14 protein-coding genes are annotated in these 21,698 nt (G+C 71.2%); 4 read left to right on the top strand and 10 right to left on the bottom strand.

The window, feature by feature from the left end:
• Positions 1–91: 91 nt before the first annotated feature.
• Positions 92–1,390, bottom strand: coding sequence for an ABC transporter substrate-binding protein (locus ABZ857_RS41940; RefSeq protein WP_357055802.1), 1,299 nt, complete (start codon positions 1,388–1,390; stop codon positions 92–94).
• A gap of 384 nt (positions 1,391–1,774) precedes the next feature.
• Here ABZ857_RS41940 and ABZ857_RS41935 point away from each other — a divergent pair, with 384 nt between their 5' ends.
• Positions 1,775–3,043: an ROK family transcriptional regulator gene (locus ABZ857_RS41935; protein ID WP_357055799.1), complete on the top strand. Its 1,269-nt coding sequence runs from the start codon at positions 1,775–1,777 to the stop codon at positions 3,041–3,043.
• 147 nt (positions 3,044–3,190) lie between these two features.
• Here ABZ857_RS41935 and ABZ857_RS41930 read toward each other — a convergent pair whose 3' ends face one another.
• The 4 genes from ABZ857_RS41930 to ABZ857_RS41915 all read right to left on the bottom strand — a co-directional run bounded on the left by ABZ857_RS41930 (position 3,191) and on the right by ABZ857_RS41915 (position 7,700).
• Positions 3,191–4,360: an alpha/beta fold hydrolase gene (locus ABZ857_RS41930; protein WP_357055796.1), complete on the bottom strand. Its 1,170-nt coding sequence runs from the start codon at positions 4,358–4,360 to the stop codon at positions 3,191–3,193.
• Between the two features lie 228 nt (positions 4,361–4,588).
• Entirely contained in the window at positions 4,589–5,527 is a 939-nt protein-coding gene (locus ABZ857_RS41925) for a VOC family protein (RefSeq protein ID WP_357055793.1), read from the bottom strand.
• Positions 5,528–5,564: 37 nt separating this feature from the next.
• Positions 5,565–6,695: an FAD-dependent monooxygenase gene (locus ABZ857_RS41920; protein WP_357055790.1), complete on the bottom strand. Its 1,131-nt coding sequence runs from the start codon at positions 6,693–6,695 to the stop codon at positions 5,565–5,567.
• Positions 6,696–6,710: 15 nt separating this feature from the next.
• Positions 6,711–7,700: a cyclase family protein gene (locus tag ABZ857_RS41915; protein WP_357055787.1), complete on the bottom strand. Its 990-nt coding sequence runs from the start codon at positions 7,698–7,700 to the stop codon at positions 6,711–6,713.
• Positions 7,701–7,791: 91 nt separating this feature from the next.
• Between ABZ857_RS41915 and ABZ857_RS41910 the strand changes: the two genes are divergently transcribed.
• From ABZ857_RS41910 to ABZ857_RS41900, 3 genes are all read left to right on the top strand, one after another.
• Positions 7,792–8,721 carry a LysR family transcriptional regulator gene (locus ABZ857_RS41910; RefSeq protein ID WP_357055784.1) on the top strand — a complete coding sequence of 310 codons (930 nt, stop codon included), beginning with the start codon at positions 7,792–7,794 and terminating at the stop codon, positions 8,719–8,721.
• A gap of 565 nt (positions 8,722–9,286) precedes the next feature.
• The gene (locus tag ABZ857_RS41905) at positions 9,287–9,928 is read left to right on the top strand and encodes a class I SAM-dependent methyltransferase (RefSeq protein ID WP_357055781.1); all 642 of its coding nucleotides are present in this window, start codon (positions 9,287–9,289) and stop codon (positions 9,926–9,928) included.
• A 40-nt stretch (positions 9,929–9,968) separates the two neighbouring features.
• Entirely contained in the window at positions 9,969–11,573 is a 1,605-nt protein-coding gene (locus ABZ857_RS41900) for a protein kinase (protein WP_357055778.1), read from the top strand.
• A gap of 60 nt (positions 11,574–11,633) precedes the next feature.
• Here ABZ857_RS41900 and ABZ857_RS41895 read toward each other — a convergent pair whose 3' ends face one another.
• Genes ABZ857_RS41895 through ABZ857_RS41875 form a run of 5 tightly spaced genes read right to left on the bottom strand, consistent with a single transcriptional unit; the run spans position 11,634 to position 21,535 of the window.
• Positions 11,634–13,574 carry a hypothetical protein gene (locus ABZ857_RS41895; RefSeq protein WP_357055775.1) on the bottom strand — a complete coding sequence of 647 codons (1,941 nt, stop codon included), beginning with the start codon at positions 13,572–13,574 and terminating at the stop codon, positions 11,634–11,636.
• Positions 13,571–14,704 carry a VWA domain-containing protein gene (locus ABZ857_RS41890; protein WP_357055772.1) on the bottom strand — a complete coding sequence of 378 codons (1,134 nt, stop codon included), beginning with the start codon at positions 14,702–14,704 and terminating at the stop codon, positions 13,571–13,573. Before ABZ857_RS41890 ends, ABZ857_RS41895 begins: the two co-directional genes overlap by 4 nt.
• Positions 14,701–16,956 (bottom strand): DUF5682 family protein, encoded by a 2,256-nt coding sequence (locus ABZ857_RS41885; RefSeq protein ID WP_357055769.1) that lies wholly within the window; start codon positions 16,954–16,956, stop codon positions 14,701–14,703. The genes ABZ857_RS41890 and ABZ857_RS41885 overlap by 4 nt, the downstream gene beginning before the upstream one ends.
• Before the next feature lie 2 nt (positions 16,957–16,958).
• A complete protein-coding gene (locus ABZ857_RS41880) occupies positions 16,959–18,035 on the bottom strand; it encodes an AAA family ATPase (protein WP_357055766.1) in 1,077 nt (358 codons plus the stop codon).
• Complete coding sequence (locus ABZ857_RS41875; protein ID WP_357055763.1) at positions 18,032–21,535, bottom strand: DUF4132 domain-containing protein; 3,504 nt, start codon at positions 21,533–21,535, stop codon at positions 18,032–18,034. The genes ABZ857_RS41880 and ABZ857_RS41875 overlap by 4 nt, the downstream gene beginning before the upstream one ends.
• Positions 21,536–21,698 lie beyond the last annotated feature (163 nt).

The following is a 21,698-nucleotide window of genomic DNA, read 5'->3' as shown; positions in this document are numbered from 1 at the left end:
CCAGCCTCGCCGGCCTGTTCCACGTCATCGCGATCGACCTGCCAGGGCAGGGCCACTCCGAGCGTCCGGCCGCCCCGCACGCCGACCGGGCTCAGCTGCTCCAGGCGGCGTCCATCGCCTTGAGCACGTCGTCGATCGTCTTCTGACCCGTGAGCAGGCCGGTCGCGCCGCTGCCGAGGGCGTCGTAAACCTGGCCGTTGGGCCAGGTGTCGATGCCGAAGGGGCGGTACTGCTTGTTCTTCAGCATGTCCGCGATGGGCTGATACTGAGGCAGCAGGTCCGACGTTGAGATGTCGCTGCCCACCGGGATGCTGCCCTGCGCGTCGGCGAACTTCTTCGCCTCACCTGGAGAGACGGAGAACTTGATGAAGTCCTGGACGAGCTTCGGGCTCTTCGTCTTCGCGTTGCCGGCCAGGCCGATGTTGGCAGTCAGCGCAGCGTAGGTCTGCGTTCCCTGGGGCGCCGGGAACGGCAGCGCGATGAGCTTCACGTGCCCTTGCGCCGCGTCCATGATGTCCTTGGTCGCCCCGCTCGGCGCGAAGAAACCGAAGAGCTTGCCCTGGCTGGCGCCGTTGGTCAGGGCGTCGAAGCCGGCCCCCGCCGCGCCGTCCTGGAAGCAGCCCGACTTGTTCAGGTCGATCACGGCCTGCAGGGCGTCGCGCCAGCCCTGCGTCTGCGCGAAGGTGGTCTTGCCGGCGGCCCGGTCCTGGTTCCAGCTCGGGTTCGGGCCGTACACGGTGGAGGAGGCGATCTCCATCGCCATGATGCCGGGGTTCTGCGGGACGGACCCGGCCAGCCCGAAGATCGATTTACCCGCCGCCTTCACCTTGCCGCACTGCGACATCACGTCCTGGAGGGTGGACAAGGGTGTGACCGTCACACCGTTCTGCTTGGCGAGGTCGTCGTTGTAGACGATCGCGCTGATCGTCACGGCGGAAGGCACCCCCAAGAGCTTGCCGTCGACCGAATAGAGCTCTTCCGTACCCTCGGGAAGGACGCTCTTGAGACTGGAGTCCAGGTCCATCAGGAGGCCCGCCTTTCCGAGCTGGCCCACCGAGCCCGCCTGACCGGTGCCGGCGTTGATGTACATGACATCCGGTCCGTTGCCGGCCTGCATCTGTGTCGTCAGCGTCTGGTTGTAGGCGTTCAGCGCGATCCGGTTGGTCTTGATCGTGACGCCCGGGTGCGCCTTCATGTAGTCCTGAGCGAGGGTCTCGTACGCCTTCTCGCCGGTGTTCGCGCTCCCGTAGGACAACGTGATGGTCTGCGGCTCTTCGCCGTTGGCGGTGCTGCCGTCCTCGCCTCCGCAGGCGGCGAGGAGCAGGCCGGTGGCCAGAGGCAACGCCACGGCGGCAGCGCGGCGGCGGTGCCGGGCGATCGAGAACGTCATGGTGAGCCTTTCGAGGGCCTGGAAGAGGGGTGACAGTGAGTGAGGGATCCACTGGACGAATCGGGTATGTCGGGAGTGTTACAGCTATTCTGTCGGTAAACAACATAAGTTTGCTGATGGGCGGCATAGACCGGATCTATTGGGAGGCCGGGCGAACCACGGACCCTGCCGATGGCCCGCCGGAACCCCTCTGGACAGGGGGGTGCATCGCGGCTCCGTTCTCTGGAAATCGCCTCTCACATGCGATGTCTCCTGTCGGCAACCCGCCTGGGCTTCGACTGGCCTGCCTGGCGGGGGGCTCCTCCGGTCCCGGAGTCTGCTGATACTTTTGTCGCGCATGATCGGAATTCCCGGCCTGTGTCCGACGGGAAGCAAGGAGGGGATGTGCCCTCTGGGCGGATGGACAGCCTGGCCGCCGTCCTGGCGGCGATCCGCGGCAGTGACGGCATGACCCAGCCGCTTATCTCCCAGCAGTTGGAGCTCGGTCGCAGCGTCGTCGCGTCGCGCGTCGCGGAGCTGGAGTCGGCGGGGCTTGTGGCCCGCGCGGGGGTGGGTCCCTCCACTGGGGGGCGCGCCCCTCGTCGGCTGCGCCTGCGCGCGGAAGCCGGCCGGGTGGTCGGTGTGGACATCGGCGCGACCGGAATGGAGATCGGCGTCGCGGACCTCTCGGGCCGGGTGCTCGAGAGCGTGGAAGAGCCCGTTGACATCGCCGACGGCCCCGAGGTGATCATGGCCCGGGTTGAGCAGCTCGTCGACGGGCTACTGGCCCGGGGTGTAGAGGGGCGGAGTGTGTGGGGCATCGGGGTCGGTGTCCCAGGACCGGTCGAATTCGCGACCGGCCTTCCGGTGTCCCCGCCGATCATGCCGGGCTGGGACGGATACCCGATCCGTGATCGGTTGTCGCGACGCTACGACGCGCCGACCTGGGTGGACAACGACGTCAACCTGCTGGCACTGGGGGAGCTTCGCACCAATCGCACCATAGGAGACACGCAGGACCTGCTCTACGTCAAGATCGGCACCGGCATCGGGGCCGGGCTCGTGTCCGGCGGCCGGCTGCACCGGGGGACGAACGGGTGCGCCGGCGACATCGGGCACATCGCGGTCGCGGAGGCGGAGAACGTCATCTGTCGCTGTGGGAATGCCGGGTGCCTCGAGGCGGTCGCCGGAGGGGCGGCTCTGGCGCGCGAGGGGCGGCGGCTGGCCGAGAGCGGGGACAGCCGGGTGCTGGTGGAGATCCTGGCGGCGAAGGGCACGCTGACCGCCGCTGACGTCACGGTGGCCGCCGGGAGGGGAGACGCGGCGGCCCGCGCCCTCCTGGCCCGCGCCGGCCGGCTCGTCGGGATCGCGCTCGCCACGCTCGTCAGCTTCTACAACCCGGCGCTCGTCGTCCTCGGAGGCGGGGTGGTCAGCGCCGGCGACCACGTCCTGGCTGCCATTCGCGAGGCCGTCTACCGCCGCTCTCTTCCGCTCGCCACGCGGACACTGAGGATCGAACCGACGTCTCTGGGGGAGGCGGGGCTCGCCGGGGCGGTGCACCTGGTTCTCGATGAGCTGTTCGCACCCCGCCTGCTCGCGCAGTGGCTCCCGTTCTCCGCGCCCGCCGGGCATCCGGACCTGCCCACGGCGGGGGAGACGAGCTCCGCGGCCTGAGCCGAGGAGGCCGTGCTCCCGCCCACCTCGCTACGGTGACCGCGAGCAACAGGCGCCGCGGTTGCTCGCGGTCGCCGGCACCGGGACCAGCCACGAGCGCGGCTACCCGATCTCGGGTCCCGGCGGGCTTCGGCTCGTGGCGCGCCGTCAGGCCGCGGGGCCGCCGAGTTCGGCGAAGGTGTCGGCGACCCAGTCGGCGATGAAGACGCTGACGTGGGGCAGGTGGTCCAGGCCGATGTGCTCCGTGGCCCCCTCTTCGGGAGTGAAGATCCGCAACTCGCGCTTGGGGGAGTTGACCGCCTGTTCATAGGAGCGGTGTGCGTACTCCAGCGGGATCTGCCGGTCGTTCGCCCCATGCGCGATGAGGAAGGGTACGGTGATCTTCTCGACGACGCCTTCCAGGTTCACCTGGTCGGCGAACTCGATGAACTCCCGCAGATCGGTGTGGCCCCACACCCACAGGACGTGCTCCCAGTAGTGCGGGACGGGCCGCTCGCCCTCCCGTTCCAGTCTGCGGCGCTGGACCGAGCCCCAGTCGTGGTTGGCGCCCCAGGCCACGCACAGGGCGAAGCGCTTCTCGAAGGCCGCGGCGCGGGGGGCGTAGTAGCCGCCCAGCGACCAGCCGGCGATGCCGATGCGGCGGTGGTCGACGTTCGGCCGGGCCTCCAGCCAGTCGACCACCGCCCCGGCCCAGGCCTCGGCGTCGATGCGGGCGGTGAGCCCCTGCAGCCGGAGCGCCTCGCCGGTGCCGGGCTGGTCGAGCATCAGGCAGGAGACGCCCCGTGCGGCCAGCTCCTCCCAGTGACTCGAGGAGTACATGTGCTCCTTGGTCGAGTCCAGCCCGTTGACCAGCACGATGACCGGCGCGGGCCCGGCATCGGTGGCCGGGGCGGCGCTGAAGTAGGCCGGCAGCGTCGTGCCCTCGTAGGGGATGGCCACCCGGGAGACGCGTGGGTCTCTGAGGTCGAAGGCCTTCTGTGCCAGCTTCAGCACCCGCTTGTAGGTTGGGATGCGGTTCGGGTCAGAGTTCGACAGCATCCGCTCGGCCTGACACAGGTAGTTGGTCGCGCGGAAGTACAGCTGCCCGGCCGTACGGGTGTGTCCTGCCTTCTCCGCGTCCTGCGCCTGGGCGACCAGCTGGTCGGTGAGGGCGGTCCAGGCGCGTAGCAGGTCGGGCGTGCCGGCGTCCTCGCCCTGGGCGGCGGCCTGCTTGATCGGGCGGCACGCGCGGTCCACCTCGTCGATCAGCCCGCCGGAGTTCAGCGTGGCTACGACGCCGAGGTTCCAGACGTAGTTGCCCGGAAAGTACTCAAACACTGTCGTTCCTCTCAAGCCGGAGCACGGGCAGGGCGCGCTCCTGATCAGGTGGTCCGCTTACGCGCCCGAGGCCGTGGCCGGGCCGCTCCTCGTCGTCCTGGTAGGGCAGCCCTGCGCGGACCAGATCGAGCACGGTCACGCCGGACGGAAGGGCGTGCACACCCGTGCTCGCCGACGACGCCGGCGGTGACGGTCCCGCCGTCTTCCCAGGTTGCGATCTTCATCGGCTCAGACCGGGGGAGCGGCGAACAGACCCTTGTCCGGGTCGTTGAACGAGCGCTGTGCGACGAACTCGTTCATCGCGTTCGCGGTGCCCCACTGGTCGCTGACCTCGGGCTTGCTGAAGTCGTACACGTGGGGGTGCCAGGTGTCCTCGTCGAGGACTTCCAGCTCGGTGGTGTACTCCATGGTGTTGCCGGACGGGTCGAGGAAGTAGCTGAAGGTGTTGTTGCCTGCCAGGTGCCGGCCAGGCCCCCAGATCTTCTCCACGCCCGCGCGCAGCACCCGGCCGGTGCCCCGCATGTACTCGTCCAGGCCGCGCATCTCGAAGGAGGCGTGGTGCAGAGAGGGGTGCGGGCAGCGGGCGATCGCCAGGCTGTGGTGCCAGGCGTTGATCCGCATGAACCACATCATCTCGCCCATGCGCGGGTGCATCAGGGTGTCCGACAGGGCGAACGAGAGGTGCTTCTCGTAGAAGGCGCGGGTGCCCTCGGGGTCGGCGGAGTTGATGACGACGTGCGAGAGTCGCACGGGGATCGACTCCCCCTCCTCGACCGCCCGGTGCTTCCGTACGGCGACGTCGGCGCTGATCTCGACTGTACGGCCCTCGTTGTCGAAGAACCGGAAGCCGTAACCGCCTCCGGGAGTCCGCAGGTCGCCCGGCTCGGTGATGAGCTGGACACCTTCGCGGGCGAGGGCACCGGCGAGGGTGTCGACGTCGGCGCGGCTGGCCGCGCCGAACGCGATGAGGTCGATGCGCTTGTCGGCCGACTGGCGCAGCCGGACGACGTATTGCTCGGGCGACCCCTCGGCGGCCAGGAAGGTCAGGCCGGTGTCGCTGTGTTCGGCCTTGAGCCCCCAGATGTTCGTGTAGAAGTCGAGCTGCTTGGCGTGGTCGGGTACGGCGAGGTCGACGTGCCGCAGATGGGTGATGAGGCGTTCGGGCATCGGGTTTCTCCGGTAACGGATCGGCCAGGGGTCTGGGTCAGGCGGGCCGGCTGACGAGCATCGCGATGGCGCGCATGAGGCCGGGAACGTCGCCCTGTTCGTGTGCGAGCTGCCAGGCGGCGAGCTGGTTGGAGGCGTCGACGACGGTCTTCGCGCGGTCCACACGGCGGGCGTGGAACTCGTCCCAAAGATTCTGATCGACGGCGTCATGAGTGATCAGGAGTTCCGCGAGGACGGCGGCGTCCTCGAGGGCCTGGGCTCCGCCCTGGGCGATGGTGGGCGGGCAGGTGTGGGCGGCGTCGCCGATGAGCACGACTCGTCCGCGGTTCCACGGCGGCGTGAGCATATGGGTCTCGAACCACGTGTAGTTGACCCGGGAGGGATCGGTGAGCGTCTCCCGGATCTCGTCCCACGGTCCGTGGTAGGCCTGCGAGAGCTCCCTCATGACGGCCAGCTGCTGCTCCGGTATGAGTGTGGAGCGGTCCTGCGCGTCCTCGACGATGTAGGCGTAGAGCGAGTCCTCACCGGTGGGGCAGTAGCCGGCGATGTAGGAGGGGCCGCCATAGTAGAGGTCGGTGCGCGTCACGCTGGCCGGCCGCGGGCCGAAGCTCCGCCAGATCCCCATGCCGACCGACTTGGTCTCCAGGTCGATGCCCAGCGCCCGGCGGGTCCAGGAGCGGATGCCGTCCGCCCCGATCACGAGGTCGTAGCGGCTGATGGTTTCATCGGAGAAGGTGACGTCGACCCCGATGTCGTCCTGGCACAGCTCGGTGAACGTCGTCCCGTACCGGATCTTGACGCCCACCTCGTCGGCGCGGTCGTGCAGGATGCGGGCCAGCTCGGGGCGGGACATCCCCATGACGGCGGGATAGTCCGGGCCGCCGGTCTTGGCATCCGGGAGCTCGAAGAGCACCGTCCCGTACGGGTCGGGCGCCCGGATGCCGGTGACGTCGAAAGGGTAGCCGCGCCGGCGCGCGCGTTCCCACACGCCCAGCCTGTCGAGCTCGCGGAGGGCGTTGCCCTGGAGGGTGATCCCCGAGCCGAGCGCGGTGACCTGCGGCTTGATCTCCACCAGGTCCACTGCCACCCCGGCAGAGGCCAGGTGTACGGCTGCTCCGGCGCCGGCCAGGCCGCTGCCGACGACGAGGACGTTCTTCACGGCGGGCATGTCAGGACTCCTTGATCACTTGACTGCGATCGGATTGACAGGGGCGCCCACGGCGCCGGTTACGGGCAGGGGGGCGGCGGTGAGGAAGAAGTCCCAGACGCCGTCGGCGGCGCAGTCGGCGGCCAGCGCGTCGAGGTCCCACATCTCGCCGATGAACAGCCCCATGTTGGGGATGGCGACCTGGTGCAGCGGCTGGAAGGCGGCGTCGAACTCGTTGGGCCGCACCTCGAAGCCCCAGGTGTCGGTGGCCACGCCGGCGATCTCGGTGTCGTGCAGCCAGTCGGCGGTAGTGAATGACAGGCCGGGGGAGGGTCCGCCGGCGTAGTCGCCCCAGCCCTCTCGCCGTGCCCGTGCCAGCCGGCCGGTCCGCACCAGCAGCAGATCGCCGCGGCCGACATGCGCCGACTCGCCCTGGGCGGCGATGGTCGCCTCGAGGTGCTCGGTGGTGATGGCGAAGCCGTCGGGCAGTTCGCCGTCGGTCCCGATGGCCCGGCCGACGTCGAGGAGCACCCCACGGCCGCAGATGAGCGAGGCCGCGGTCTCGATGCCGGTGACCGCGTCGCCGTCGCTGGTCACGACGTCACCCGCGCGGCGGCCGTTCCAGGCGCGGCCGTGGTCGAAGATATGCCCGAGGCCGTCCCATTGAGTGGATGCCTGCAGCGGCATGAAGATCACATCGTCGGCGCCGCCGAGCCCGTGGGGGAAGCCCTGCGTGCCGCGCTCGGCGTCGGTCCCGGTGTCGAGCATCGTGTGCACCGGGTTGGTGCGCCGCCGCCAGCCCTTCTGCGGGCCGTTCATGTCGAACGACTGGGCGAGCGAGAAGCTCACTCCCCGGCGCACCAGCGCCGCGCCCTCGCGGCGCTTGGCCTCGTCGAGGAAGTTCAGCGTGCCGAGCACGTCGTCATCGCCCCAGCGACCCCAATTGGAGTTCCGTTTGGCGGCGGCGGCGATGGCTCCTTCCGGATCCGCAGGGTCCAGGGGCGCCATGGCGGGGACGTGGGGCACGGAGGTCCTCTCTCGGGTCGGGACGTGGACCATGGTGCGGTAGGGAGGGTTATCAGGGAAGACACAATGGGTAATGCCCCTCATCAGTGCCATGGATAAGCTGCTGGTCATGCGGCTCTCGAACCTGGACCTCAACCTGCTGGTGTCTCTCGACGCGCTGCTCGACCAGCGCAGCGTCACCCGGGCGGCCCAGCAGCTGGGGCTGAGCCAGCCGGCGCTGTCGGCGTCGCTGGCCCGGCTGCGTCGGCACTTCGGTGACGAGCTGCTCACCCGGGTGGGCAACGAGTATCGGCTCAGCCCGCTCGCCGCGCAGCTCAAGCCGCGGGTGCGGTTGGCCCTCGACGGTGTGGAGCGGATTTTCACCGCGCAACCGGTGTTCGACCCGAGGGAGTCCAGCCGCGAGTTCAGCGTCCTGCTCAGCGACTATGCCTGTGCGGTCCTCGGCAACGTCCTGACCGAGCTGCTGGGGCAGGAGGCGCCGGGCGCCCGTCTAAGGCTGATGCACAACACCCCTGCTGCGGTCGACCACGCCGAGCAGACGTTGCTGACAACGGACCTGCTGGTGGTGCCGCACGGCTTCGTCACCGACCTACCCCACGCGGAGGTGCTTCGGGACAGGTGGGTGCTGGTGGTCTCGGCGGACAATCCCGACGTCGGTGACACGCTCACCATCGAGCAGATCGAAGCCATGCCATGGGTCGCGACCTACTACGGGCCGACGGCGTCCACTCCGGCCGCCCGGCAGATGCGGATGCTCGGGATCGAGCCGCGGGTCCAGGTCGTGACGGAGAGTTTCCTGACCATCCCCGGCCTCGTCGCCGGGACGCGCCGCATCGCGCTGCTGCAGGAGCGGCTGGTGCGCCTGTTCTCGGTCGACGTCGGGATCCGCTCGCTGCCCTGCCCTTTCGAAGTCGGCCCGCTGGTCGACGCGATGTGGTGGCACCCGGTCTACGACCGCAATCCCGAGCACGCCTTCTTCCGCGACCTGCTCCTGCGCGCCGCCCAGCAGGTGAGCGGCTAGACGAGTAGTCCGAAGTTCCGGGCCTGCGAATAAGGAAAGGGCCTCCATGATCCGGTTGTGCTGACCGACCTGGAGACCCTTCTCACCGCACTCCACGTGAGGATCGATGACGAGATCGGAGGACGCGCCGCACGGGCAGGCCGCCCCTGCTGAATGACTCCGAACTCGTCTGCCTGGCCGTCGCCCAGGCGTTGCTCGGCCATCGCCCGGAGAGCCGCCGGCTGCGCTTCGCCCGCAAGCACCTGGCCGGCCTGTTTCCCCACCTGCCCCAGCAGTCGGGCTACAACAAGCGGCTACGCGCGGCGGTACCCCTGGTCAAACGCATCATCAGGCTGCCGCCCGCGACAGCGACTTCTGGTGGGGCAACGTTTACCGTAGCGGACCTACGGGCGGCGGGCACTCGCGGGAAGCGTCGTACGTCGCGCTCTCATCGGCCAAGCGGCTACCGCGCAGGCGACGCGCGACAGTCCGTTGCGGTCGCGGTCAGCCGACCGGAACGGAACGGACACGCCGACCGGTCGATGATGGACGACCTCCGCCGACCGATGAACTACAGTCGTCCGCCGTGGCCGAATCCTCCCCTTATCTGACCGCGACGGCGGACGCCTACGACGCCGTCGCCGACCTCTACGCCGACCTCGCCCGAGACTCGCTCGACCGCCTGCCAGTGGATCGCGCGATACTCGCCGTGTTCGCCGAACTCGTACGGGCTGCCGGACCCCGGCCCGTCGCCGACGCCGGCTGCGGTCCCGGGTACATGACGGCACACCTGCGTGACCTCGGACTGGACGCCTTGGGCATCGACCTGTCTCCCGCACTGATCGACATCGCCCGCAAAGACCACCCTGACCTGCGTTTCGAGGTCGGTTCGATGGGCGCCTTCGACGTGGCCGACGGCGAGCTGGGCGGTGTGCTCTCCTGGTACTCCCTCATCCACATCCCACCACCGGAGCTGCCGCCGTACTTCGCCGAGTTCCGCCGGGTGCTGGCCCCCGGTGGTCACCTCCTGCTCGGTTTCTTCGAATCCGAGGGCGGTCCGGTGCTGCAGTTCGACCACAAGGTCACACCGGCCTACCGGTGGCCGATCGACGACTTGGCCGACCTGGCCCGCAAGGAAGGGTTCGTCGAGGTGGCGCGGATGTTGCGCGAGCCTTTGGAGGACGAACGATTCCGCCGCGGTCACTTGCTGATGCGCTGCGGCGGATGAGGCGTACCGCACCGCGCCCCGCGTCGCTAGGGTTCGTGCCATGGTCACCCCCCTGGAGCCCGACGACCCGCGCGTGCTGGGTGAGTTCACACTGAGCGGGCGGCTCGGCGAGGGCGGGCAGGGGGTGGTGTTCCTCGGCCGGTCGCCCGGCGGTGAACCGGTCGCGGTGAAGGTGCTCAAGTCGGGGCTCGACTCGTCGGTGAAGGAGCGGCTGGTCCGCGAGCTCGACGCGATGCGCGGAGTCGCGCCCTTCTGCACCGCCCGCGTGCTGACCGCGGTGGTCGATGGGCGGATGCCGTACGTGGTGAGCGAGTTCATCGACGGGCCGTCTCTGCAGCAGCGGGTCGATTCCGGCGGTCCGCTGCGGGGCGGCGAGTTGGAACGCCTCGCGGTCGGCACGGCCACGGCGCTGGCGGCCATTCACGCGGCCGGGATCGTGCACCGGGACTTCAAGCCGGCCAACGTGCTGCTGGGGCCGGACGGTCCCCGGGTGGTGGACTTCGGCATCGCCAGGCACGGCGCGAGTGACACGATCACGGCGGGCCCGGTCGGCACCCCGGCCTACCTGGCTCCCGAGCAGATCGCCGGGGATCCGGCCACGACCGCCTGCGACGTGTTCGCCTGGGGAGCCACGATCGTCTTCGCCGCCACGGGCCGCCCGGCCTTCGGCGCAGCCAGCGTCCCCGCAGTCATGCACCGGATCCTGACCGCCGAGCCCGACGCCTCGGCACTGCCCCGGTCGCTGCGCGGGGTGGTCGAACGGTGTCTCGCCAAGGATCCCGCGCGCCGACCGGCCTCCCGCGACCTGCTGCTGGAACTCGTCGGGTCAGCCCCCGACCCGCTTCAGGCGGGCGCGGCCGCGGCGACCACCAGGCCGGAAGGCGTACGGCAGGGCGGGACGACCGCGATTCTCCCGGCCTTCCCGGCTCCGGGTCCGGCCGGGACGATCCCGTCGGGCCCGCAGACCACCGGGGCGGGCGGCCGCCGGCAGGCTTCCCGCACCGGGATCGTCGCCGGGGCGGTGGCGGCCGTGGCCGCGGTGTCGGTCACCGCCGTTCTGCTGGGGCCGCGCCTGCTGTCCGGCGGCCCGGCCGGCACCTCGCCGCACGCCGCCACGACGACGACCGTCTCGCACACCGCCGGCTCACCGGCACCGCCCGCCGACGTCACGCCGGGGGAAACCGTCACGGACGACGGCGCGACCCAGGACGACACCGCCGCGGGGCAGGACGACACCGCCGCGGGGCAGGACGACACCGTGACGACGGACGACGCCGCGGGGGACGCCACAGCGACTCCGAAGGCCACTTCCGTGCCGTCGACCACACCGGGCGGGACGGTTCCGGCCGCGTTCGCCGGCACCTGGGGAGGCCATCTCGAGCCCGACCAGCTCATCGGAACCAGCGAGACCGACGTCCAGATCGTGCTGGAGCCGGGAAGGCGCACCGGAAGCTGGAAGGACACCAACAGCTCGTGCCGGGGAAGTCTGACGCTGACGCACAGCTCCGGCACGGCACTCGTCTTCCGGCTGGACAAGTGCGCCGCGGGCAGGATCACCCTGATCCAGACCGGCGAAGGGCTCGACTACCGATGGGACGGCGACGAAGGCGACGTCACCTTCCAGGGCCTCCTGGTCAGGGACTGAGCACTCCGCATGGAGGTCCCGCGAGGGCGAAGCATGCTGACAGCGAGACCCCCACATCAGTCAGTTCAGGTCCAGAGCGACGTCCAGGCGCAGGTAGGCGTCGATCCAGGCCTGCTCGGCCGCCTCGTCGCAGGCGTGGGTCCGCGTCGCCGCGAAGGCCGTGACGGCCTGCACGATGCGGTGCAGTCCGAGCACGGTCAGCCGCCGCGCTGCGGCGGCGAGCCGGTCGTCGTAGGTCGGTGGCAGGTGAGACAGGCCGTGATGGGCCACTTCGGCGAGCAGTCCTCGGGCGTCGATCAGAGCCGCGGTGAGTGGTTCGTGCCGGGCGTCCTCGGCGACCATGAGCCTGCCGCTCCCACCGGGAGGCTGGAGGTCGGGGACGACGACCCGGCCGCCGACCGCCAGACCGACCGGTTCGATGACGACACCGCCCGCGGTCCGCCCGACCACGCCGCTGACGAAGCGCAGCTCGCCCTCCTCGCCGGCGAGCACGGCGGCCAGCGAGTCGAGGCGTCCGGGGGCCGCGCCGGTGTGAGTGGCCCTGACGGTGGCGGTGTTACCCGCCTGGTCGACGATGACGGCGTCGAGACGCTGGTCTCCGGGCGCGTAGGTGACGGCCTTCACCCGGGCGACGGCGACGGCCCGGATCAGTTCCGCTTCCACTCGCGGGCGGACGGGCCGGAGAGTGAGGGCGTCGAGCGCACGGCTGAGCGCGGCGAAGTCAGTCACCACCAGAGACGGCGGCAGTTCACCCCAGTCGCCCCGTGACGGGCTGACCGTCGTCGTGGAGATCCGCCCGGTTGCCAGCCGCACCGTACGGCTGGCGCTGCGGACGGCGGACTCCGTGACCAGGGTGCCGGTGGCCAGAGCGGCCAGCGTGGACGTGGCGATCCGCCGCCGGGCCAGCGCCGCCCCGTCGTCGCCGTCCCACTGGCGGCGGAGGACCAGCACCATGGCGCTGTCGCTGTGGGCCAGGTAGACCTCGGCGATCCGCTGGTCGCCGAGACTGCGGATCCGGCAGCCGAGGCTCTCCAGCCGGGCCCGGCGCAACGGGGTCTCGGCTGCCTCGGCGGTGCCGAGCACGCTGCTGCGCAGGGTGGCGTCCGGCCGCGTCACCGCCCGGTGCCGGGCGTGGAGTTCGGCGATGTGGCTCGCGAGCAGCTCGGGACGGTAGTGGGAGCTACGGTCGCGATAGGAAGTCAGCTGCTCGGCGAGGTCGCCGACGGCCAGCAGCGGCCAGCGCAGCCCGGCGGCGTCCAGGTGGCGCCGCACGTCGGCGATGGTGGCATCGAGACCCTGACCGAGATGTGCCGCACCCTCGCGCAGGACCGTGCCGGCCAGGGCCAGGGCCCGCTCCAGCCCGGATCCGGCGCCGGCTTCGGCCTCGCCTCCGACGTCGACCCGCACCTCGGGGACGCCGGGGTGCAGCTCGTCGGCGACCCGGAACGCCCACACCGCCAGGGCGATGACGTCGTCGCGACTACCGGCGACGGTGTCGGTGTGGACGAATCCGAGATCGCCCGGGACCAGGAAGCGCACCGTCGCGGTGGCCAGCTCGACCTGTGGCACCGGATCAGCGGAGGTCGCCCGGCGGACGCGCGCGGTGAATCCGGTTCTCTCCGTACGGCGAGCGGCGGCCATCAGCCGGGCGCCTATCCTGGCGGTGAGTTCGTCGTCGGTCACCTGCCCCGGTGACCAGGGCAGGGGCTCTGCGTCGGCCTCGGCGGCTACCGGGGCGGCCTCGGCGGGCAGGCGTTGGTAGGCGAGGATCACCCCGATGACGTGCCGGCAGACACCGAGGGAACCACACGTGCAGCGGGCCAGGTCGAGGCCGCCGGGAGGCAGGGTCGTGGTCACGCCGTCGGAGAAGCCGCCGTGCACGGTGCCGTCAGGGTCGGTCCGAAGCTCCGGCGCGGCCTCCTTGCCGGCGCGTTTGACCAGACCGCGATTGGTGAGCGCGGCGAGGGAGTCCGCCGTGAGCCCGAGTAGATCTGTCCTCATCGGCCCACGTGCTCCGCCACGAAGGACGCCAGTTCGCCGGGTGTCATCGCACCCACGTAGGCTCCGGCGTCGGCCAGGCGCTGCGCCAGCTCCCGGTCGTAGGCGGGATTGGCCTGCTCGTCGAGGGCGGCCAGGCCCAGCACCTTGCTGCCCTGCGCCACCAGGTCGCGCACGACCCGCAGCAACCGGTGCGGATCACCGCCCTCGTAGAAGTCGGAGATCAGCGCGACGATCGCGCGGCGCGGCCGATCCACCAGGCTCGCACCGTACGCCGCCGCGCGGGCGATGTCGGTGCCGCCGCCGAGCTGGACCTTCATCAGCAACTCCACCGGATCGTCGACGTCGGCGGTCAGGTCCACCACTTCGGTGTCGAAGGCGACCAGGTGGGTGCGTACACCGGGCAACCCCCACAGGCAGGCGGCGGTGACCGCCGAGTGGATCACCGAGTCGACCATCGACCCGGACTGGTCGACGAGCAGGATCACCTGCCACTGCTCCAGGTGGCGGCGGGTGCGGGAGAAGAAGAACGGGGTCTCGATCACCACCTTGCCGGTCTCGGGCTGGTAGCGGCCGAGGTTGGCGCGCAGGGTCCTGACCATGTCGAAATCGCGGGCCAGCCGCGTCCGGCCGGGCCGCCGCACCCTGGTGCCGGAGAACGCGCTGCGAACCTCGGTGGCGAGCTTGTCCGTCAGCTGCCGGACGACCTGCTCCACGATCCGCCTGGCCAGCCGCAACACCTGTGGGTTCATCAGGTGCTTGGTCCGCAGCACCGCCTTGAGCAGCGCCGGATTGGGTTCGATGCGCGCCAGCACGGCCGGGTCGGTCACCACGTCATGGATCTCGTAACGCTCGACCGCGTCACGGTGCAGCCGTTCGACGGTCTCCTTCGGGAACAGCCGGACGATGTCGTCGAGCCAGTCGAAGGTGGTCAGCGTCGATTCGCCCGTCCCGCTCTGCCGTGGACCGCTTTGCCGCACACCACGCCGGCGCAGGTCCTCGTCGCGGCCGTAGAGCCAGTCGATGGCCGCGTCACGGGCGGCGGCCTGGGCGTCGAGCGGCTGCCCGCCGAGGCATGCGCTGCCCGCCTCGCCGAGCAGCAGGCGCCACCGTTCAAGAGTGGGGTCGGTCATGACGTGATCAGTCCCTCCCGGCGCAGTGCCGCCTCGACCCGCTCGTCCAGTGCCCTGCCGGCGGCCACCAGCTCCGGTGCCGCGTCCAGCCGCATCAGGTCCCAGGCGGACGCGCCGCCGGTGCGCCGCTCGACCAGACGGGTGGCGATGAGGTGCCGTTCGCGAGGCGGGAAGAAGCCGAACGCCTGGCGCAGCGCGGGCAAGGCCACCAGGAAGTCGCGATCGGTCATCTCTCCGACCAGCTCATCGAGCAGCTCCAGCATGCCGGCGGTGTGCAGCACCTCCTCCCGGGCGAGCGCGAACAACCCGGCCAGCCAGTCCCCGGCCGACGCGGGGACGAACGCGCCGCGCACCGCCCTGGCGGGGTCCATGGCAGCCGTACCACGCAGTGACCAGCCCAGGCCCAACGACGCTCCACGCAGGTCGGGTGGCGCCTCCTGGCAGGCGGCGAGCCGGTCCGCGACGCCCAGCGCCGCGTGCGTGTCCAGTCCGAGCGACGGGCCGGCGTGTCTGAGGGCGTCGCGGACGGCGGTCAGGGCGTTGACGCGCTGGAGGTCGGCCGGTGCGGGGCCGCCGCGCACGCCTTCGGCCAGCCACAGCGCCCGGCGGGTGGCGGCCCGGACGACCGTGCCCACGGTGGTGCTGCCGCTGGTGCGGAACAGGTCGTCGTGGCGCCACATCGCCAGGGCGACCGTGAGGGTGCGGCCCAGCGATCCCAGATCGGCCGCCGCGCCGACGGCCCGCGCCAGGTCGTCCAGCACCCGTCCGGCCAGTTCGCCGATGCCGCACAGCGCCGTGTCGAACAGGACGTCGGCCAGCTGGTCCAGGTCCGCGCCCGGGATCCGTTCGGCGAGGGCGGCGGCCGCCGCCTCCTGCGGGTCCACGCCGTACCCACCGGCCTCGATCAGTGCGGGCAGCCGATCGTCGGACTCGGTCAGCATCCATCGTTCGACCAGCTCCGCACCGCCTGCCGGGCGGGGTCCCGAGGTGGGTCCCGAGGTGCGCACCACGCCGGGGACCCGCAGCACCCGCAGCCGGTGCAGCAACCGGCTGCGCTCGCGGCCGGCTTCCTCGCCGAGGTCGAGCCGTTCCTCACCCGGACCGCCCAGCACCGCGAGAACCGCGTGGACCAGCGGTGGCAACGGAGTCGAGTGATGCAGACGGCCCACCCGGTCACCACTGAGGGCCGCGATCATCTCCACGATGACGGGGTGAGTTCCGGCCTGCAGCGCGCCACGGGTCGCCCAGGGCAGCGGGGCCTCGATCGCCTCGCTGACCAGCGCGCCGGCCAGGCCGTCCAGCACGTCGACCCGGGCCGGATGCGGATGACCGCGCATCAACGCGAGACCGTCCGCGGTGGCCCGAGCGGCGATCAGGTCCGCGGTGGACACCGGCTGACGCCGGGCGCGCAGCCGGGCCGTCACCGCCTCGGTGAGCCCGCGGGCGGCGTCGGCGGGACCGGACTCCCACAGGTGCTGGTAGTAGCCCGGCGACGGCATGCCCGACTGGTAGCCGTCGAAGGCGTCCAGCCGCCGGAACGAGTACGGCACCAGGTAACTGCCGACGACCGCGTCCGCGGGCGGCCCCGGCACCTCCGGCCAGGTGCGGTCACCCTGCTCGGCCAGCCGGATCAACGCGGGGCGGTGGAAGCCGCCCGTGACCACGACCACCGGCCTGTCGCCCGCGTCGGCGACGGCGGCTCGGATCCACTGCGCCATGTACGCCTCGCGGGCCATGTCGTCCGAACCGGTCCGCGTGTCGCCGCGCACCAGGTCGAAGTAGGCGGCCAGCCGTTCGGCCAGCCCGTCGGCCGGCTCGACCTCGAACAGGTGGTCCCACAACGCGTCCACGTTGTCCACGGAGAAGACACGGCACAGCCGTCCGGTCACCTCGCTGTAGCGGGCCTCCGCGTCGGCGTAACGGTTGCGGACCTCGGCCAGCGCCGGATGCCAGGCGGGCAGGTCGATGAAACGCAGCTCGGAGCCGACCTCACCGCCCGCGGTCAGCGCGGTCCACTCGGGGGAGTAGTCGCACAGCGGCGTCCATGAGCCGTGCCGCCGTTCCGGATCCCGATAGCCGGTATAGACCGCGATCGGCAGCTCATGCCCCAGCAGAAGCTCGTCCATCCTGTGGTTCATGTCCGCCGGGCCCTCGACCAGCACGTACGCCGGCCGTACGGAACGAATGGTGTCGGCGACCAGCCGGGCGCAGGCGGGGCTGTGGTGCCGCACGCCGAGGAACGTGACCGCCATCGTCAGCCCGGCAGCAGGTGACGGGCCTCGTACACGGCCTTCCACTGGTCTCCGGGCCGCCTCTGCTCCAGATATCTGCGGAGTTTCGCCAGGTCCTCCGGGTTGTCCTTGGCCGCAGTGCCCGCGAGGCAGGAGACCAGGTCGGCGGCGTCGCCGGGCTCGCCGCGCAGGAACCACCCGCGCAGCCCGACGGCATGCGCGACCGAGACGGCCTCCGCGGTGCTCATCACCCCCGACAGCCGGTCGGTGGCGTCACCGCGCGCGGTCCGCCCCTCGCGCAGCTCCCGGAACGCGGTGACCAGGACCTCCAGCACGTCGCGCCGCGGCGGCGCGCCGACGCCCGACCGCTTCAGGAGAGCGGTGGCCTCCGCCTCCACCAGCAGCAGCTCGGTGTCGAAGTCGGCGATGGGGAAGACCGTCTCGAAGTTGAACCGGCGCTTGAGCGCGGCGCTCATCTCGTTGACGCCGCGGTCGCGGGTGTTGGCGGTGGCGATGACGGTGAATCCCTCCCGGGCGAACACCATCGCCTCCGGACCGGTCAGCTCCGGTATGGCGAGCACGCGGTCCGACAGCGGCGACAGCAGGCAGTCCTGCACCTCCAGCGGGCACCGGGTGATCTCCTCGAAGCGCACCACCTTGCCCTCGGCCATGCCGCGCAGCAGCGGAGCGGCCACCAGTGACCGGGTGGACGGGCCCTCGGCGACCAGCAGCGCGTAGTTCCACGAATACTTGATCTGGTCTTCGGTGGTGGCCGCTCCGCCCTGGACGGTGAGCGTCGAGGTTCCGCTCACCGCCGCGGCGAGCAGCTCGGACAGCAGCGACTTCGCCGTGCCCGGCTCACCCACCAGCATCAGCCCGCGGTTGGTCGCGAGCGTCACCAGGGATCGGTCGATCAGCGAAGGATCACCCACGAACTTGCGGCTGATGCCCAGCTTCTCGTCCCCGAGGACGAAGCTCCGGGCGGCCCGCAGGCTCAACGCCCAGCCCGGCGGCCGGTCGTCGGTGTCGTCGTCCCGCAGCCGGGCGAGCTCGCCGGCGTAGCGGATCTCGGCCGGGGGCCGCTGGACGTGTTCGTTCATCGGGTGATCTCCCGGAGGTCTCGCAGGATCTCGGAGACGGTGATCGGATCGAGGCCGTCGAGGTCGACCCCCATCAGGGTCTGCTCGTCGGCGAAGTCGGGGTAGCCGATCGCGATGCCAGGATCGAGACCGATCGTGATGGTCCTGCCGCCGGGCACGTCCCGCTCGATCCAGAACTGGAGGCCGGCGTCCTGCGGATCGCCTCGCCGCCAGCCACGCCGTTCCAGGCCGATCACCGCGCCGGTGGGGACCTTGGCGGAGCCGATCTCGGCCAGCAGCGTCTCGTCCGGCTCGTACGTCTCCCGGCCCAGTTGCGGGAACGGTTGCAGGATCTCGTAGTCGGCGAACACCTCGGCCCAGGCGGCCAGGTTCTCTCCCAGCTCCAGCGGGTGCGCCACCCCGACGAGGGCCTCGCCGGGCAATGTCAGCGTGTCGTCCTCGACATCGGCGAAACTGCGGTCCTCGGCCACGCGCAGGGCGCCTGTGAGCTTTCCCGAGGTGTCGTAGAGCCCCCACACCAGCCGCCGCACGATGTGCCAGAGCAGCGGGTGGCCGACGAGCAGCCGCGTGAACTCCGCACCGCTCCAGCGCCGCCGGTTCACCATGGCCTGCTCCAGCCGGCGGATGTTGTCCCCGGCCACGGCGCGCACGTCCTTCTTCAGCCCGGCGAACCGCTGGTAGGCGGCGGGCGCGAGCTCCGGATCGTCGTTCGCCCCCGGCTTGGGCAGGTTCTTGAGCCGCTTCCCGGCGGAATCGGCCACGTACGGCTTGAGCTGCTCGTCGAAGCCGACGACGAACTGCCTGCGGCCGTAATCGAGGGTCAGGCTGCCGTCGGCGGACAGCCCGAAGTCCGGCACCAGCCGATCGGCCAGTTCCTGCGGCGTCAGGCCGAGCTCCGCGGCGACCTCGTCCATCTTCTGCCTGGCCCGGTTCTTGAGCCCGCTGAACTTGACCTTCTCCGCGATGCCGTGCAGGTGCATCAACGCGACCTCGGAACCGATGCCGGCCAGCAGGTCCAGGCCCGCGACCGCACGCGCGTGGCCGCCCTCACCGGGCCAGGTCCTGATCAGCGGCGTCAGCCGCCGGACGGTCTCGTCGTCGCCGAGCAGTCCCAGCGCGTCCATCACCCAGCTCTCCTTGGACGGGTAGCCGGCTGCCTTCCAGCTCTGGAACAACGCCCAGCCGAAGTCCGCGAGGCTGCGGCTGTCGCAGGCCTCCTTGACCAGGGCGAGACCGGCGTACGGATCGCCGGGCCGGGAGATCGCCAGCATCGTCATCACATGGCGGACCGCCTCGGGCGGCAGCGCACCCGCGTCGCCGCGCAGGTGGATCGGCGTCAGGACCGCGACCTCCGCCCACTCGGGCAGCACGGGCATCTTGCCGGGCAGCGCGTCGAGCGGGTCGGCCGCGAGCAGGCCGGCGACCGCGGCCTCGGCGACGAGGCCGTAACCCGCGGCGGCCTGCGCCACAGCGTCGCGGGCATCGCCCGCGGCCAGCACCGCCAGCGCCTGCTCCGCCTGTCGCCGGGCCACCCCGGCCTTGCCCAGAGCCGCCGGGATCAGCGCCCTCGCGGCGGCCTCGGGGTGGCGTGCCAGCCAGGCCAGCGCGGTGGCGCGCACCGACTTCAGCCGGGCCAGCCACTCGGCCATCAGCACGGCGACCTCCGGGGCGGCGAGCGGAAGCAGCGCCGGGGCGACCGCGACGGGGCTGCGCCGGGCGCTGTCCAGCACCAGGGGCAGCGCCGCCAGCTCGAACCTGGCGACCACCCTCGGCATCCATTCGGAGGCTCCCCACAGGTCGGCCGGGCGCCACTTCTCGATCAGCGGTCCGGCCAGCTCCTCGGGCCCGGCGACGAACAGGGTGACCTCGTCATACCAGTTGCCCTTCCGGCCGTCGGCGATCTGACGGGCGATCTGTTCCCAGCTCCCGTTCCAGGCCCGATCCCATGAATCGTCCCCTGGCCGGGCGGAACGCCACCTGTCCCGCTCGCCCGGCCCCCACACCACGGTCGGCTCATCGGCACACACCAGGTCATTCACGACGACCTGCTTGCGGGCCGTACGCGGACGGGTCCACGGCGGGCTGACCAGCACCTCGGGCAGGGCCTCGACCGGAGCGGTGGGGACGGTCGCAGCGGTCGCGACCGTGTTGATCCGCTCAGCGGCGGCGTCGCCGACGGTCGCGGTCACCTCGGGCACCAGGTCGGGACGCGCCCGCACGTGGGCGCGCAGCAGCAGGTCGGCGACCTTGCCGTCGGAGGCGGCCAGCATCCGCATCGCCCGGCGCGGGAAGCGGGCCGCCGCGCGCAGGAGGGCCGCCTGGGTGTGCTTGTGCTCGATCCGGTCGAGGAGTGCCCGCATCGCCGCGTCGCCCGGCAGTTCGGCGAGCATGTCCAGCAGCCGCCGCCGGCTTTCCGCGTCGTAGAGCTTGTCGAACCATCCGGCGAGCACCGGCACGGCCGCGTCCCCCATGCCGTCGATGATCGTGGCGGGCAGAGCGAGGAAGTTCATCACGCCGTAGCCCGGCAGGTGGTCCGCGATGAGCGCCGCGTGCTCCGGTGTGCTGATCGCGGCGACCAGGTTGAGGGCGAGACGCGGATTGACGCGGCTCACTTCGGCGCAGTCGGCCGTGACCCAGTCCACCTCGGTCGGCGCCAGGTAGGAAGCCGCCACCCGATGGTGGAGCCCGCCTTCTCGGCTCACCGCCAGCGCCGCGACGACCTCGGCGTACTCGGCATCCGATGCGGCCGCGAGGGCGGCACGGACCCGCCTGGCGGGGTCCATCCGATCCCAGCCGAACCAATGGTTGGGGGATTCACCGCCGGCCAGCCGCCGGACTCGCCAGGTGTCCCCGTCGAAACCGAAAACCAGCGAGGCCAGTTCGGCCACGGCCACCGCCGCGAACACCAGGCCGCGGTCGACCAGCCAGGCCTCGGCGAACAGCGGCAGCGACGGCCGGTCGTTCGACGGCAGCGACGCGGTCACCACTTGGGCGACCACCGCGGCGCCCAGCGGCGTGGCGGCGGGCTCCCCGGCCAGGTACGCCGCGCCCGCGGCGGCGAGCTCCGGGTCGGAACACCTTGCCAGCGAATCGAGGATCGACTGCCGATGCTCGTCCAATCTCGCAGCGAGTTCCTTGGGCGCTCCCGTGTCGAGTTTCTTCACGGTGACCTTCGCACCACCCCGCCGCGGATGAAGAGCGCGCAGCCACGCGGCCGGCATCGTCAGCCGGTCCTCATCCCCGGCGCTGTCGATCTCCGCTGCGGAGGTCACCGGCGCGTCGACCGTTTCGTCTTCCGTGTAGCCCTTGCGTAACTTCTCCGCCACCAGTCTGTCGGCCGCCGCCGCGGCGGCGGCAGCGGAGTCGAACGACTTCACCTGCGCCTGACCGGCTGTGCCCATCCGCCCATAGCGAATGTTCAGCTCCGTACCGTTCTGACGGACTTCCCAGAACTTCGCCGAGCCGCCGCCGACATAGGTCAGCATCCGATCCGCGCTCATGCCGATGCCTCCACGGTGTGCGTGATGTAGAGCTCGTCGTTCAAGCGACACGACGGAGTGACCGCGCCATCCCGGATGCATCGTCCTCGTGATCGCCAGCGGCGAGTATTGCGCGCACGACTGACAAACCTGCGCTCACCGCACGGCCTCACCCGGCGGGTCG

The sequence above is a fragment of the Microbispora sp. NPDC046933 genome (assembly GCF_040644635.1).
Lineage (GTDB): Bacteria > Actinomycetota > Actinomycetes > Streptosporangiales > Streptosporangiaceae > Microbispora.
This window is presented reverse-complemented; position numbering and strand designations above follow the sequence as displayed.

Coding starts and splice junctions, on each gene's coding strand:
- ABZ857_RS41890 (WP_357055772.1), bottom strand. CDS start 14,704: ATGACCGACCCCACTCTTGAACGGTGGCGCCTGCTGCTCGGCGAGGCG.
- ABZ857_RS41940 (WP_357055802.1), bottom strand. CDS start 1,390: ATGACGTTCTCGATCGCCCGGCACCGCCGCCGCGCTGCCGCCGTGGCG.
- ABZ857_RS41910 (WP_357055784.1), top strand. CDS start 7,792: ATGGATAAGCTGCTGGTCATGCGGCTCTCGAACCTGGACCTCAACCTG.
- ABZ857_RS41925 (WP_357055793.1), bottom strand. CDS start 5,527: ATGCCCGAACGCCTCATCACCCATCTGCGGCACGTCGACCTCGCCGTA.
- ABZ857_RS41875 (WP_357055763.1), bottom strand. CDS start 21,535: ATGAGCGCGGATCGGATGCTGACCTATGTCGGCGGCGGCTCGGCGAAG.
- ABZ857_RS41895 (WP_357055775.1), bottom strand. CDS start 13,574: ATGAGGACAGATCTACTCGGGCTCACGGCGGACTCCCTCGCCGCGCTC.
- ABZ857_RS41880 (WP_357055766.1), bottom strand. CDS start 18,035: ATGAACGAACACGTCCAGCGGCCCCCGGCCGAGATCCGCTACGCCGGC.
- ABZ857_RS41900 (WP_357055778.1), top strand. CDS start 9,969: ATGGTCACCCCCCTGGAGCCCGACGACCCGCGCGTGCTGGGTGAGTTC.
- ABZ857_RS41885 (WP_357055769.1), bottom strand. CDS start 16,956: ATGGCGGTCACGTTCCTCGGCGTGCGGCACCACAGCCCCGCCTGCGCC.
- ABZ857_RS41920 (WP_357055790.1), bottom strand. CDS start 6,695: ATGCCCGCCGTGAAGAACGTCCTCGTCGTCGGCAGCGGCCTGGCCGGC.